This is a genomic window from Streptomyces sp. NPDC059832, from assembly GCF_042731715.1.
Taxonomy (GTDB): Bacteria; Actinomycetota; Actinomycetes; order Streptomycetales; family Streptomycetaceae; genus Streptomyces.
The window spans coordinates 1-12,526 of record NZ_JBHWIY010000035.1 but is presented as its reverse complement, the minus strand read 5'-3'; the positions used below and the strand labels follow the sequence as shown (position 1 = coordinate 12,526).

The window sequence follows — 12,526 nt, the reverse complement described above, 5'->3', positions numbered from 1 at the left end:
CGAAACGCATACGCCCGAGGAGGCGAACCCTTTTGAGTACGGGATCCGGAGCAGACTCCGCCCCCGCACCGACTTCCACCCACGAGAGCAAGCCCGGCGGGACCTTCTCGTCGCTGAAGATCCGTAACTACCGCCTGTTCGCCACGGGCGCCGTGATCTCCAACACCGGTACCTGGATGTCCCGCATCACGCAGGACTGGCTCGTCCTGAGCCTCACCGGGTCCGCCACCGCCGTCGGCATCACCACGGCGCTCCAGTTCCTTCCGATGCTTCTGTTCGGCCTCTACGGCGGTGTCATCGCGGACCGTCTCCCGAAGCGGAAGCTGCTCCTCGTCAGCCAGGCGGCGCTCGGCCTCTGCGGGATCGCCCTCGCGGTGCTCACGCTCTCCGGTGTGGTCCAGGTGTGGCACGTCTACCTCATCGCGTTCCTGCTCGGCATGGTGACGGTGGTCGACAACCCGGCCCGCCAGTCGTTCGTGTCCGAGATGGTCGGACCCGCCCAGCTGCGCAACGCGGTCAGTCTCAACTCGGCGAACTTCCAGTCCGCCCGGCTCATCGGCCCGGCCGTCGCCGGTGTCCTGATCACCACGGTCGGCAGCGGCTGGGCCTTCATGTTCAACGGCCTGTCCTTCGCCGCGCCGCTCGTCGGCCTGCTGATGATGCGTACGAGCGAGCTGCACAAGACCACCGTCGTACCGCGCGCCAAGGGACAGCTGCGGGAGGGCCTGCGCTACGTCTCCGGCCACCCCGAGCTGATCTGGCCGATCGTCCTGGTCGGCTTCGTCGGCACGTTCGGGTTCAACTTCCCGATCTGGCTCACGGCCTTCGCGGACGAGATCTTCCACGGCGGCGCCGGGATGTACTCGTTCTTCAACATCCTCATGGCGGCCGGTTCCCTCGCCGGTGCCCTGCTCGCCGCCCGCCGCCGCTCCTCCCGGCTGCGGATGCTGGTGGCCGCGGGCACGGCGTTCGGTCTGCTGGAGATCATCGCGTCCCTGTCGCCGTCCGTCTGGCTCTTCGCGATCCTGCTGGTCCCGATCGGCATGATCGGCCTGACGACCAACATCAGCGCGAACACGAGCGTCCAGATGGCCGCCGACCCGGCCATGCGCGGCCGGGTGATGAGCCTGTACATGATGGTCTTCGCCGGTGGTACGCCGGTGGGCGCCCCGATCGTCGGCTGGATCAGCGATGCCTACGGGGTCCGTACGGGCATGGCCGTCGGCGGCGCGTTCTCGCTGGTGGCCGCGCTCGGCGTCGGCCTGATGCTGGCCCGCGTCGGAGGCCTGCGCCTCCGCGTCGACCTGCGACCGGGCCGCCCGCACGTCCGGTTCGTCCCACGGGAGGAGCAGCTGGCCGCGGCGGCGTGAGCGCCCACTGCCCTCCTCCCGGCAGGGGAGGAGGGCAGTCGGTTGTTCACGGGTGCGGCCCGGCCCGTCATTCGCAGGTGAACTCGTCGGTCCTGAGGACGATGCCCGCCGGGGTGTCCGTCAGGTCGATCTCGGTGCCGAAGAGAACGGTCAGCTCGGTCGTGTACGCGCCCTGCCGCGGGTTCCGGAAGACGTGGCACTTGCCGCTGTACGGGTCGGCGATCACATAGACCGGGACCGCCGCGGCCGCGTAAGCGGCCAGCTTGGGGCCGTAGTCGTTGTGCGAGGTGCCCTTCGAGATCACTTCGGCGACGAATTCGACCCCTGTGTACAGCCAGTTTCCCTTCCCGTCCGTCGGGGCCCCTTCCGCGAGCGCGAGCACATCGGAGGCGAACCCGTTCAGGTGCCCCGGGAAGTCGACCCGCACGTCGGACTTCACCCGCGCACGGGGATACGTCGCGCGGAGCTGCTCGTAGATGTCGGAAATGATGTCCCAGCGATTGTTGCGCTGAGGCGACATGAAGATGTTTCCCCCGACGATCTCGGCCTTGATTCCCTCGGGGACGGGCATCTTTTCGAGCCACTCGAACATGGAGTCCAGAGTGCGCTCGTCGCTCTCTTCGGCCATCTCGATCCTGTCGGTCTCTACGACGGTCATCGTGGCGCTCCTCCCCGCTGCCGCGCGGGCGCGGGCAGCCGCGTAGTACAACGATACGTACGGAGGCCGAGACACGCCGGTACGGTGCGACACTCGGCCCATGAGCCGTCTCAGACTCTTCGTTGCCGTGCTGCCGCCCGCCCCCGCCGTCGAGGAACTGCGCCGTGCCGTCGCCCCGCTGCACGCGCTGCCCGAGGCCGAGGGGCTTCGCTGGACCGGTGTGTCCGGCTGGCACTTCACGCTCGCCTTCCTCGGGCCCGTGGACGAGGAGCTGCTGCCCGAACTGGAGGAGCGCCTCGCACGGGCCGCCCACCGCACCGACCCCTTCCCGCTGCGCATCCACGGCGCCGGCCGGTTCGGCGGGCGGGCGCTCTGGGTGGGAGCCGCGGGCGCGATCGACACGCTGCGGCTGCTCGCCGAGCGCGCCGATGCCGCCGCCCGCCGCACCGGCATTCCGATGGACGAGCACCGCCGCTACCACCCGCACCTCACCCTCGCCCGCAGCCGCCACGCCGAGGTGGACCTGCGCCCCTGCGCCGAGGCGCTCGGAAGCTTCGAGGGCACCGGGTGGGAGGTCGGCGAGCTGGCCCTCGTACGCAGCGATCTGCCGGTCTCGGGGGTGCCGGGCGAGCAGCCCAGGTACGAGGTGGTCGCATCCTGGTCGCTGGGGCACTGAGACCGGCGGTTAGGCTCGAAGGGTGGATCCGAAGACCAGAAACCGCATCATGGCGGCCGTGCTCGTGCTGATGTTCGTCGTCGTCGCCGTGGCGGCCGCCGTCGGGGCGTGACGCGGCCGGGGCCCCGGGCCGCCCTCAGTGCCCGTGCCGCAGCCGGCGGACCCGGCGGCGAAGGCCCCGCAGGGGGCGGCGCCGGGCGACCGCCGGCCAGGTGAGGAAGCCCATGACCGCGGCCGGCGCGGCGGCGATGACGAGCGGCGGAACGAGTTCACCCATGGCACGACAGGGCCTGGGCCTGCCGCATCCGGCCGCGCACCCCCTCCTCAGACGGCGAGGGCCCGCGCGGTCTCCTCGGCGAACGCTTCCGGGTTGTCCAGCATGATGTTGTGCCCGCACTCCGGGACCGCCACCACCCGTACCCCGTGCTCGACGAGCGTCTCCTCGCCGGGCAGCGGCCCGTCGCTCTGCGGCCTCAGGAAGGTGCGCGGAATCTTCAGGTCGAGCAGCAGCTCACGCATCGTCGGCGTCGTCCCGCGGGCGAGCTGCACCGCGCTGCGGTGCAGCGCCTCGCGGCCCGCCAGGCGCATGGTCGCCCACCAGTGCGGCCCCACCCGGTCACGTACCTCCGCCCAGCCGTGCGCCAGGAACTCCTCCTCCGAGTACGCCGCGATGCCGCTGCTGCCCGGCCGCGCGGGCCCGGGGGCGACCGGGTCCAGATTGGCGTCGACCAGGACCAGCCGGGCCACCAGGCGCGGATGGCGCGCCGCGAGCACGATGGCCACCGCGCCGCCCATGCTGTGCGCGATCACGTCCGTGTCGTACGCGCCGGCCGCCTCCAGCGCCGCCGCCACCGCGTCGGCGTGCTCCTCCAGCGTGTAGCCGAAATCCGTGGGACGGTCGCTGATCCCGAAGCCCAGCAGGTCCATGAGCAGCGTCCGGCCGCCGGCCAGCAGGGGATGGGTGGCGCTCGCGGTGAAGTACGGGCCGGACGAGGCCCCGAGCCCGTGCAGACAGACCCTGGTACGGGTACTGCCGGGCAGGCCGGGCAGCTCCACCCACCTGATGCGCGCGCCGTCGGCCGTCACCTGGGCGTTGTGCATGTCTTCCTCCTCGTCGCCAACCATCGGGACGACTATACATCGGCATCGAGGTATAACGATCGTCGGAGAGGATACGCACATGCTGGAACTGGCCATCCTTGGATTTCTGTACGAGCAACCGCTGCACGGCTACGAGCTGAAGCGCCGGGTCGCCCACCTCACCGGGCACGTCCGCCCCATCGCGGACGGCACGCTGTACCCGGCGATCAAGCGCCTGGAGCGCGCCGGATGGCTGGAGCGCCGCACCGAACCCGGCAGCAGGGCGGCTCCCCGCCACACCCTCACCCTGACCGGCCCGGGGCGCGAGGAGCTGCGGCGACGCCTGCGGGAGGCCGACGAGGTGGACATCAGTGACGAGAACCGCTGGTTCACGGTCCTCGCCTTCCTGCGTCATCTGCCGTCCCCGGCCGAGCAGGCGGACGTGCTGCGGCGCCGGCTCGCGTTCCTGGAGGAGCCGAGCAGCTTCTTCTACGAGGGGGAGCGACCGCTGGGCGCCGAGTCGTTCGACGACCCGTTCCGGCGGGGGCTGCTGAGGATCGCCCGCGCGACCAGCGAGGCGGAGCTGAGCTGGCTCGGGGAGACCCTGAAGGAGCTGGACGCGCCCTGAGCCGAGCGCCCTTCGCGGACACACGGAAACGGGCCGCCGCCGTCCTCGCCCCCCTGCGGGGACGGGACGGCGACGGCCCGGTGGTCCGGTGGTCCGGTGGTCCGTCAGGCGGTCCTTACCAGGCGAACGCCTCCGGCGACGGCCCCGGACCCGGGAAGATCTCGTCCAGCGAGGCCAGCAGCTCCGCGGAGAGATCGAGCTCCAGCGCCCGCAGCGCCGAGTCCAGCTGCTCCCGGTTGCGCGGTCCGACGATCGGCCCCGTCACCCCGGGACGGGTGAGCAGCCAGGCCAGGCCGACCTCGCCCGGCTCCAGGCCGTGCTTGTCGAGCAGATCCTCGTACGCCTGGATCTTCCCGCGCAGCGCCGCGTCCTTCAGCGCGTCCGCGCTGCGGCCGGAGGCCGAGCGTCCGGCCGTGCCCTCGCGCTCCTTCTTCAGCACGCCGCCCAGCAGTCCGCCGTGCAGCGGGGACCACGGGATGACACCGAGGCCGTACTCCTGCGCGGCCGGGATGACCTCCATCTCGGCGCGGCGTTCCATCAGGTTGTAGATGCACTGCTCGCTGACCAGGCCCAACGAGCCCCGCAGGGCGGCCAGTTCATTGGCCTGGGCGATCTTGTAGCCGGCGAAGTTCGACGAACCGGCGTAGAGGATCTTGCCCTGCTGCACCAGGACGTCGATCGCCTGCCAGATCTCCTCGAAGGGGGTGTTCCGGTCGACGTGGTGGAACTGGTAGAGATCGATGTGGTCCGTCTGGAGCCGCTTCAGCGAGGCATCGACGGAGCGCCGGATGTTCACGGCGGAGAGCTTGTCGTGGTTGGGCCAGGCCTCGCCTTCGGCGGCCATGTTCCCGTACATCTTGGTGGCCAGGACCACCTTGTCGCGGCGTTCGCCGCCCTGGGCGAACCAGGTGCCGATGATCTCCTCGGTGCGGCCCTTGTTCTCGCCCCAGCCGTACACATTCGCGGTGTCGAAGAAGTTCAGACCCGTGTCCAGCGCCGCGTCCATGATGGCGTGGCTGTCCACCTCATTGGTCTGCGGGCCGAAGTTCATGGTGCCGAGGACGAGGCGGCTGACCTTGAGTCCGGTGCGTCCGAGCTGCGTGTACTCCATGGACACCAAGCCAACGCCTTCGAGTCCGCTCGAAGCAAGGGCGACCGGCACCGCCCCGCCGGGGCGTAGCCTGGCTGCCGTGAATTCCGTACCGCGCGTTCTGGCCGTACTCGACGATCTGCTCCGCGACGCGAGCCGTGACGATCGCGGCGCGCTGTGGCAACTGGCCGAGCAGGGACGGGAGTTGGATGCCAACCTGGTACGCCTGCCGCCCGGCGGCGAGGTCGGTGCGCACCAGGAGGACGTCCTGGACGTCCTCCTGGTCGTCGTCGCGGGCCATGGCCGGATCGACACGGGGAGCGGTTCGCTGGAGTTGGCGCCCAGCACCGTCGCCTGGCTGCCCCGGACCTCCCGCCGCTCCCTCGCCGCCGGCCCGGACGGCCTCACCTGCCTGACCGTCCACCGCCGCCGCCCCGGCCTGACCATCAAGTCCTCGGCCGCCCCCGCCCTCTCGTACGAGGGCGGCGAGGCCCCCTGCATGCTGGACCGGGTCTGCCCGGGGTGCGGCCGGCTCTCGCAGGACCCGGAGCCGGTGTTCTGCAGCCGGTGCGGGGATCGGTTCGCCGAAGGGTGAGCGCCGACTGCCGCGAGGGTGGCCGGGAGCGGTCGCGGGGTGACCGGATCTCAAGTGCTCCGGACCGCTGAGAATATGACCGAGCGTCTAAGGGCTGTCCCGTAATCCCTGGTGGATCAGCGTGCGGCGTCAGATGCGGTGCATCGCAAGGCGGAGGGACGCCCGAATACTGGATGTATTCGGGCGTTCCGACAACGCGGCGAGGTGCCGTAGCTGTCGTCGCACGCCCGCCAGGGATTACGGGACAGCCCTTAGTCTGTTGACTCCATGTAGTCCACAGGGGGTCGCATGCACAGCGAGGGTACGGCCGGTCGCGATTCGGACCACGGGCAAGGCGACGGATCCCCCCGCAGCGCCGACGGCGGTCGGGCGGGCGGCTTCCCCCGGAGCGATTCGACCGAGCACGCGCAGGCGTGGCCGGACACGCATCCGACACCGGAGTCCTCACCGTCGCCGGACCGGGCGGCGACCCCCGCACCGCACCACGTGATCGACGGCCGTTACGAGCTCCTGCACAGCCTCGGACGCGGTGGCATGGGCGAGGTCTGGGAGGCGCTGGACACCCGCCTGGACCGTCACGTCGCGGTGAAGGGCCTGCTCGGCCGGGACGCCATCGGCGCGGCCACGCAGGAGCAGATGATGCAGCGGGCCCGGCGGGAGGCCGCGGCCATCGCCAAGATCAGGCACCCGAACGTGGTGGCGGTGCACGACCGGGTCGAGTCCGGCAACCAGGTCTGGATCGTGATGGACCTGCTCAACGCGCGTTCGCTGGCGGACCTGATGCGCGAGGAGCGGCGGCTGCCGCTGCGGCGGACGGCCGCGATCGGCCTCCAGGTGCTGGGCGGGCTGCGGGCGGTCCACGAGGCGCGGGTGGTCCACCGCGACGTGAAGCCCGCCAACATCCTTTTTGCCAAGGACGACTTCGCGATCCTGGCGGACTTCGGCATCGCGACCTTCGACGGTGCCGTCCCGCTCACCAGGGCCGGTGAACTCATCGGCACCTTCAAGTATCTGGCGCCCGAACTGCTCGGCCAGACCTCGCAGGAGAGCGCCGCGACACCCGCGTCCGACCTGTGGTCGCTGGGCGTCACGCTGTACGAGATGGTCGAGGGCAGGCACCCCTTCGACCGGCCGAACGAATACGAGGTCCTGGTCGCCGCCTGCCAGTCCGACCCCCTTCCGATGGAACACGGCGGGGACCTGGCCGAGGTCGTGGGCCGGCTGATGCACAAGGACCCGCGCCGGCGCCTGAGCGCCGAGAGCGCGGAGGAGATGCTGCGGAAGATCCTCCGTGATTCGGCGGCGAAACCGGCCCCCGTACCCGAGCCTGTGCCACCACCCGCCCCCGTACGCCCCCAGGCACCGCCTCCGCCGCCCCAGGTGCCGAAGAAGCGCGTCCCGGGATGGCAGAAGGTCTCGGCGGCCGTGGTGTGCGGGGCCCTGCTGGCCGGTCTCGGATGGTTCGCCGCGGACCGGATGCGGGGGGACGGCGAGGCGGACGCGGGTGGCCGGCCCGGCCAGGGTTCCGAACCGGAGCCGTACATCAAGACGCACCCGATCCTGAAGGTGGGCGTCAAGGCCGATCAGCCCGGACTGAGCGAGAAGACCAAGGGCGGCAAGTACCGCGGGTACGAGATCGACGTGGCCTATGCCATCGCGCACGACATGGGCTACACCCGCGACCGGGTCGCCTTCGAGCCCGTGAGCAGCGAGAACCGGAGCACGATACTGCAGAAGGGCGATGTGGATCTGGTCATCGCCACCTACAGCATCACGCCGGAGCGCAAGCACGCGAAGCCGCCCGACTACAGCGTCGCGTTCGCCGGCCCGTACTACGTGGCCAGCCGGAGCTTCATGGTCCGCAAGAAGGCGAAGAGGGTGTCGATCGACGACTCCAGGATGCTGCGGAAGAAGCGGTTCGAAGTGTGTACCGCGAGGAGTTCGACGTACGAGACATGGCTGCCCAAGGCGGGCTACAACATGACGGGGTCGCTGCCGAACGGCTACGACAGGTGCGTGCGCGACCTGTTGGACCCGACATCGTCGGTCTACGCGGTGAGCACGGACGACGTCATCCTCGCCGGGTTCGTCAAGAACAACCCCTCCGAGCTGAAGCGGCTGGACAGCGGTCCGGGCGCGGAGGGCTACGGCGTCGCCATGAATCCGGACGCGAAGGGGCTGAAGCGGGAGGTGTGTTCGTCGCTGAAGAAGATCATGACCGACGGGGTCTGGGAGCAGCTGTACGCCCACCACCTCGCCCCGCTGCTGAACAGGTCGAACCCGCCGAACAAGCCGAAGCTGGCGGAATGCCCGTCCTGACGGCTACCGCGCCCAGGCGGCCGCGTACGAGGACGATCCGCCCCATACCCCGTGGCGCGAACGCGTCGCAGCACTCGCGGCGGAGGCGGACGGGCCCGCGACCTGACCGTGCCCGGTAGCCTCACGCCATGGGGCTCGACATCACGGTGATGATCGCCGACTGGTCATGGCTGGGCGAAGTGCCCGAGCGCGAGCGGCTGTTGCGGTTGAGGAATGCCTGGTACGCCGACGAGACGGGCCTGTGGGACCACGATGCCCCGGTGATCGAGGGTGATTGGGAGTGGCCGAAGGGGCCGAACGGCGCCTTCTTCGCGCTCTACGAGTTCCTGCACACCCTCGGCTCGTACAAGCCGCACTTCTGGGCCACGCACTACTGGGAGCGCGTCCGCGACCACGCCGATCCGGTGTTGCGGGCCGGGCTGGACGCCTTCCTGCTCGGGCTGATCTGGGGTGGCATGGACGGCGAGTCGGGGGAGACGGATGGGGACTTCTTCTCCGACGACCCGAAAGTCGCGTACGGCCTGCTGGTGGCACGGTCACCGGACAGTGTCCGGGAGCTGGCCGCGACCTGGGAGGGCATACGGCCACGGCTCGACGGCTTGCGCGAGGCCTTCACCGTGTACTCCGCCATCCCCGACGGCCGGGGCGGCGACTTCGACGCGTTCGCCCTCCTGCTGGCGGAGTGGGGACGCATCCTTGCCGAGGCCGCCCGGCGGGGCTGGGGTGTCGTGGGGCTGAGCGAGTAGGGGCGGTCGATCGGGCAGGGACGGCGGCTGCGCCGACCCGGACGATGAGCACCGCTCAGACAAAGAAATCCTCGGCGTCGGGGTCGGATATGCCCATTAGGAACCGGGAGAAGGCATCCATTTCATCCTCCCCCAAGAAGTATCCTCCGGTGTGGTGGAGATGGAAGAAGCGCCCTTTCCGGTCGGCCAGGAGAATTCCATACTCGGAAGACTCGTAGCCAATAGGGAAAAGCTCTGCGCCCAGGTTGAATGCTAATTCTTGAATAAGTCTCGCGTCGCCGTCATATCCAAGTGTCGGCTTCATGATCCAGGAGAAGTCGTGTGTTCTTGGGTGATTGAGGCGGAGTGAGCCGTAAGTGTGGATAACGCGCACTGCGGCCGGTACGGGCGACATGGTGATTCCTTGTCGCTGGGCGTCTTGTACCCGGACCTGGATGAGTTCATCGGCTTGCTCGCCGATGTCGCGACCTGGGAACCAGCCGTTTTGGGTCAACCAGTCGAGCACCTCTGGGGCTGGTTGCGCCGGAGGGTGACTCATTTCGGAATCGGCCCCTTCGATGCCTGCGGTCAACTTCTCCGCCATCCCCGAGGCGGTGCGTTCGGCGAGGCGGTGACCAGTTCTCCGTCAGGACATTACCTGCGTGCCCAACCTCTGCAGCAGCAGTCGGCAGACCTCGCACGGTTCGGTGGTCTTGCCGTGATCGGGGTGTCCTTGGCCGCGGATCATCTTGGAGATGATGGCGGATCCCGCGAAGTGCGGCGCGGCTTCGTCGAGGGTGGTCGTGCGGCCGTCACTCCGTGCGGAGTCGAGCCCCCACAACTGGTCGGATACCAGGGCCGATTCGGCGCAGCGCCCGGTGAACGGCTTGCGCACGTCGGCCGGCAGCGATTCGGCGAATGACCAGATGGCCGGATGGAGATTGGCGGTGCCTTCCCCGACCAGGCTGGTGTGGCTCACCACCTGGCCGCCGATCAGCAGGGAAGAGGCTACGGCAGGGAATTGCTCAGACAAAGAAGTCCTCCACGTCCGGAGTGTCAGCGTTGGTGATGAATCGAGAGAATGCATCGTACTCATCTTCGCCGAGGAAATATCCACCTGTGTGGTGAAGAAGAAACCACCGGCCGATTTCATCCACCAGGATGATTCCGAACTCTGACGATTCGAACCCCACTGGAAAGAGTGGCACACCCAGGCCGGACGCAATTTCTGCAATCAATCGAGCATCGCCGTCATATCCGCCTGTCGGCTCCATCTCGAATGAGGAATGCGATGCTCTTGGATGCGTCAAATCCAGAAGCCCGTACGTGTGGATAACACTAACGGCCGCATCCACGGCTTTGAGCGGAAACCCCTGCGCCTCTGCGTCCTGAAGTCTCACTTGGATAAGATCTCGTGCCGAATCACCGATGTCTCGCCCAGGAAACCAGCCATGTCGAGTCAGCCAATCGAGTACTTCTGTGGTTGGTCGAGTCGGAGGCATGGTGCGTTTCCTGTTCTGTGGGTGGATCTTTAAGCGTGTACGCGAATTCCGAGCTGAGGTAGGACATGCGTACAAGTGTCACACGGGGGCAGGAAGTCGCCGTGTCGTCCTCGTACTTCTCCTGTCTTCTTCATGACGAAATCTCCGATGCGTCTGGTGTGCATAACGCCTCCTTCCAGAGCCTGGCGAGCATCAGCGACTGTGCGGATACTTGTCCCAGTTGGGTCAAGTTGGCTCAGCCGGTCACTGATCAGCGAGATCTCGGCACACTTCCCGTGGCCATTACCCTTCTTCTCGATGATGCCCGCCTTGGCGTCGTCGTCAATTTGCTTGAGTATGCCGTCCAGCACTTTGTGTGTGTGCGGAACAGTTTGCCCGTGCATTTTAGTGGTGCTGGAGTGGGCTGTGATCGTGTTGTCGTGGAGGAAGCTTCCGGCACAGCCGGAATCGAGTTGGTTCTGGCCGGGGTGCGCCGCTCCGGGAGGGGCGTCGAGGGCGTCGTCGGCGAGAGCGGATGCTTCCCGTTCCAGAACAGGAAGCTGATCCTTCAGGGGAAGGTGCGAGACGTCCAGGGCCGGGCGCCGGTAGTGACGCATCTTGTCCGCGCTCTGGCCGTGCCAGTCGGGCTGGGGTTCCAGGGGCTTGCCGTGCGGCTCGTTGCCGGGGCCGTCGCCGCCGGGGTGATCCGGACCGTCGGGGCCGCCAGGGCCGTGCGGGCCGTCGGGGTCGTGGGGGACGCCGTCGTCATGGGGAAGCACGTCGTCGGACCCGTGGTGCGGGGCGCCCTCGTCCGTGCCGTGGTGCGCGGCGTCGTCGGCATGGCTGTTCGGCGTGTGGTCGCTGTGGTGGGGCGGCGTCGGGTCGTGCGGTCCCCCCGGTCCGTCGCCGTGTCCGCCGGTGTGGTGGTTGGCGGGTGGTTCGTGTCCGGCGGTGGGGTGGTGGCCGAGGTCGTCGGCGTGGCCGCCGGGGAGGTGGTCGCCCACTCCTGCGCCGGGGAGGTGGTTGCCCGCGTTTCCGCCCGGGAGGTGGTCGCCCGCGTGGCCGCCGGGGAGGTGGTCGCCGGTGTGGCCGCCGGGCAGGTCGTCGGCGATGCGGCCGGTGTCGGCGAGGTCGCTGCCGACGTGGATGACGTTGTCGCCCGCGTTGGCGCCGACGTGCGCGACGTTGTCCGCGGTGTGGGCGCCCACACCGACCAGGGCCGGTTCCCTGGCCGGCATGTCGGTGTGCGGGGCGTCCGTGTGCGGGGTGTCGGTGTGTGGGTTGTCGGTGTGGGGGACGTCGGGGGAGGGCTCGACGGGTGCGTCCTCGGCCTTCTGGACGGTGTCGCCGTGTTCGTTGAGGAGGTTGCCGTCGTGGTCGAAGTACTGGACGGGGACGTCGGTGTGGGTGGGGAGTTTGGTGGTGTTCTCGGGCAGGAGGGGCGCGTCGTCGGGGAACTTGACGTTGCCGTCGGGGAGTTTGACGCCGCCCTCGGGGATCGGGGCGCCGTCGGGGAGGTGGACGGTGCCGTCGGGAAGCTTGAGGGAGCCCTCGGGCAGGGTGATCGCGTCGTCGGGGAGTTTGGGGATCTCGATGTTGCTGATGCCCTTGAGGCCCTTGGTGATGTCACCGATCTTGGAGAGGCCCGCGCCGGCGCTTTTGGCGATGTAGGTCATGGGGTCGATGACCTTGCCGGCCTTGCCCGCGACGGACAGCACCTTCGCGACCGCTCCGGCTTTGCCTGCTCCTGCGGCGGCGCCGCCGGCGCCTCCGGTGAACACGGTCGTCAGGACGTTGAACGTGACCGCTCCGGCCGCCCGGCCGGGGTTCTTGCCCCACTCGTCCCACGCGACCAGGGCCTTGCCGGTCTCCTTCATCGCGGTGCGCGAGTCACGCAGCCAGGA

14 protein-coding genes are annotated in these 12,526 nt (G+C 68.9%); 6 read left to right on the top strand and 8 right to left on the bottom strand.

The window, feature by feature from the left end:
* The first annotated feature begins 32 nt into the window (after positions 1-32).
* On the top strand, positions 33-1,370 hold the full coding sequence (locus ACFV8T_RS37300; RefSeq protein WP_385336203.1) for an MFS transporter: 1,338 nt from the start codon (positions 33-35) through the stop codon (positions 1,368-1,370).
* A gap of 67 nt (positions 1,371-1,437) precedes the next feature.
* Here the strand turns inward: ACFV8T_RS37300 and ACFV8T_RS37295 are convergent, their stop codons facing one another.
* Positions 1,438-2,028, bottom strand: coding sequence for a Uma2 family endonuclease (locus ACFV8T_RS37295; RefSeq protein WP_385336201.1), 591 nt, complete (start codon positions 2,026-2,028; stop codon positions 1,438-1,440).
* A gap of 100 nt (positions 2,029-2,128) precedes the next feature.
* Here ACFV8T_RS37295 and thpR point away from each other — a divergent pair, with 100 nt between their 5' ends.
* Positions 2,129-2,704 (top strand): RNA 2',3'-cyclic phosphodiesterase, encoded by a 576-nt coding sequence (thpR, locus tag ACFV8T_RS37290; RefSeq protein ID WP_385336199.1) that lies wholly within the window; start codon positions 2,129-2,131, stop codon positions 2,702-2,704.
* A 136-nt stretch (positions 2,705-2,840) separates the two neighbouring features.
* Here thpR and ACFV8T_RS37285 read toward each other — a convergent pair whose 3' ends face one another.
* Both ACFV8T_RS37285 and ACFV8T_RS37280 read right to left on the bottom strand, forming a co-directional pair.
* On the bottom strand, positions 2,841-2,981 hold the full coding sequence (locus ACFV8T_RS37285) for a hypothetical protein (protein ID WP_385336197.1): 141 nt from the start codon (positions 2,979-2,981) through the stop codon (positions 2,841-2,843).
* 47 nt (positions 2,982-3,028) lie between these two features.
* Entirely contained in the window at positions 3,029-3,805 is a 777-nt protein-coding gene (locus tag ACFV8T_RS37280; protein WP_385336318.1) for an alpha/beta fold hydrolase, read from the bottom strand.
* A 79-nt stretch (positions 3,806-3,884) separates the two neighbouring features.
* Between ACFV8T_RS37280 and ACFV8T_RS37275 the strand changes: the two genes are divergently transcribed.
* Entirely contained in the window at positions 3,885-4,412 is a 528-nt protein-coding gene (locus tag ACFV8T_RS37275; RefSeq protein WP_385336195.1) for a PadR family transcriptional regulator, read from the top strand.
* 115 nt (positions 4,413-4,527) lie between these two features.
* On the opposite strand, the gene ACFV8T_RS37270 is transcribed toward ACFV8T_RS37275, so the two are convergent.
* Positions 4,528-5,523 (bottom strand): aldo/keto reductase, encoded by a 996-nt coding sequence (locus tag ACFV8T_RS37270; RefSeq protein WP_385336193.1) that lies wholly within the window; start codon positions 5,521-5,523, stop codon positions 4,528-4,530.
* Positions 5,524-5,602: 79 nt separating this feature from the next.
* Between ACFV8T_RS37270 and ACFV8T_RS37265 the strand changes: the two genes are divergently transcribed.
* The 3 genes from ACFV8T_RS37265 (at position 5,603) to ACFV8T_RS37255 (ending at position 9,162) form a co-directional block, all read left to right on the top strand.
* The gene (locus ACFV8T_RS37265; RefSeq protein WP_385336191.1) at positions 5,603-6,097 is read left to right on the top strand and encodes a hypothetical protein; all 495 of its coding nucleotides are present in this window, start codon (positions 5,603-5,605) and stop codon (positions 6,095-6,097) included.
* A 288-nt stretch (positions 6,098-6,385) separates the two neighbouring features.
* Entirely contained in the window at positions 6,386-8,416 is a 2,031-nt protein-coding gene (locus ACFV8T_RS37260) for a serine/threonine-protein kinase (RefSeq protein ID WP_385336189.1), read from the top strand.
* Positions 8,417-8,544: 128 nt separating this feature from the next.
* Entirely contained in the window at positions 8,545-9,162 is a 618-nt protein-coding gene (locus tag ACFV8T_RS37255; RefSeq protein WP_266415918.1) for a hypothetical protein, read from the top strand.
* 55 nt (positions 9,163-9,217) lie between these two features.
* Here ACFV8T_RS37255 and ACFV8T_RS37250 read toward each other — a convergent pair whose 3' ends face one another.
* The 4 genes from ACFV8T_RS37250 to ACFV8T_RS37235 all read right to left on the bottom strand — a co-directional run.
* Complete coding sequence (locus ACFV8T_RS37250; RefSeq protein ID WP_385336187.1) at positions 9,218-9,745, bottom strand: SUKH-3 domain-containing protein; 528 nt, start codon at positions 9,743-9,745, stop codon at positions 9,218-9,220.
* A 42-nt stretch (positions 9,746-9,787) separates the two neighbouring features.
* On the bottom strand, positions 9,788-10,228 hold the full coding sequence (locus tag ACFV8T_RS37245) for a YwqJ-related putative deaminase (RefSeq protein WP_385336316.1): 441 nt from the start codon (positions 10,226-10,228) through the stop codon (positions 9,788-9,790).
* Entirely contained in the window at positions 10,167-10,643 is a 477-nt protein-coding gene (locus ACFV8T_RS37240; RefSeq protein WP_266415913.1) for an SUKH-3 domain-containing protein, read from the bottom strand. The genes ACFV8T_RS37245 and ACFV8T_RS37240 overlap by 62 nt, the downstream gene beginning before the upstream one ends.
* A 29-nt stretch (positions 10,644-10,672) precedes the next feature.
* Positions 10,673-12,526, bottom strand: a 1,854-nt coding sequence (locus ACFV8T_RS37235; protein WP_385336185.1) for a YwqJ-related putative deaminase, incomplete at its 5' end; no start/stop codon positions are given.

What these genes read in the sequence shown, in the direction of transcription:
- ACFV8T_RS37295 (WP_385336201.1), bottom strand. Translation starts at nt 2,028, where the DNA reads ATGACCGTCGTAGAGACCGACAGGATCGAGATGGCCGAAGAGAGCGAC.
- thpR (WP_385336199.1), top strand. Translation starts at nt 2,129, where the DNA reads ATGAGCCGTCTCAGACTCTTCGTTGCCGTGCTGCCGCCCGCCCCCGCC.
- ACFV8T_RS37285 (WP_385336197.1), bottom strand. Translation starts at nt 2,981, where the DNA reads ATGGGTGAACTCGTTCCGCCGCTCGTCATCGCCGCCGCGCCGGCCGCG.
- ACFV8T_RS37280 (WP_385336318.1), bottom strand. Translation starts at nt 3,805, where the DNA reads ATGCACAACGCCCAGGTGACGGCCGACGGCGCGCGCATCAGGTGGGTG.
- ACFV8T_RS37275 (WP_385336195.1), top strand. Translation starts at nt 3,885, where the DNA reads ATGCTGGAACTGGCCATCCTTGGATTTCTGTACGAGCAACCGCTGCAC.
- ACFV8T_RS37270 (WP_385336193.1), bottom strand. Translation starts at nt 5,523, where the DNA reads ATGGAGTACACGCAGCTCGGACGCACCGGACTCAAGGTCAGCCGCCTC.
- ACFV8T_RS37260 (WP_385336189.1), top strand. Translation starts at nt 6,386, where the DNA reads ATGCACAGCGAGGGTACGGCCGGTCGCGATTCGGACCACGGGCAAGGC.
- ACFV8T_RS37255 (WP_266415918.1), top strand. Translation starts at nt 8,545, where the DNA reads ATGGGGCTCGACATCACGGTGATGATCGCCGACTGGTCATGGCTGGGC.
- ACFV8T_RS37250 (WP_385336187.1), bottom strand. Translation starts at nt 9,745, where the DNA reads ATGGCGGAGAAGTTGACCGCAGGCATCGAAGGGGCCGATTCCGAAATG.
- ACFV8T_RS37245 (WP_385336316.1), bottom strand. Translation starts at nt 10,228, where the DNA reads ATGCATTCTCTCGATTCATCACCAACGCTGACACTCCGGACGTGGAGG.
- ACFV8T_RS37240 (WP_266415913.1), bottom strand. Translation starts at nt 10,643, where the DNA reads ATGCCTCCGACTCGACCAACCACAGAAGTACTCGATTGGCTGACTCGA.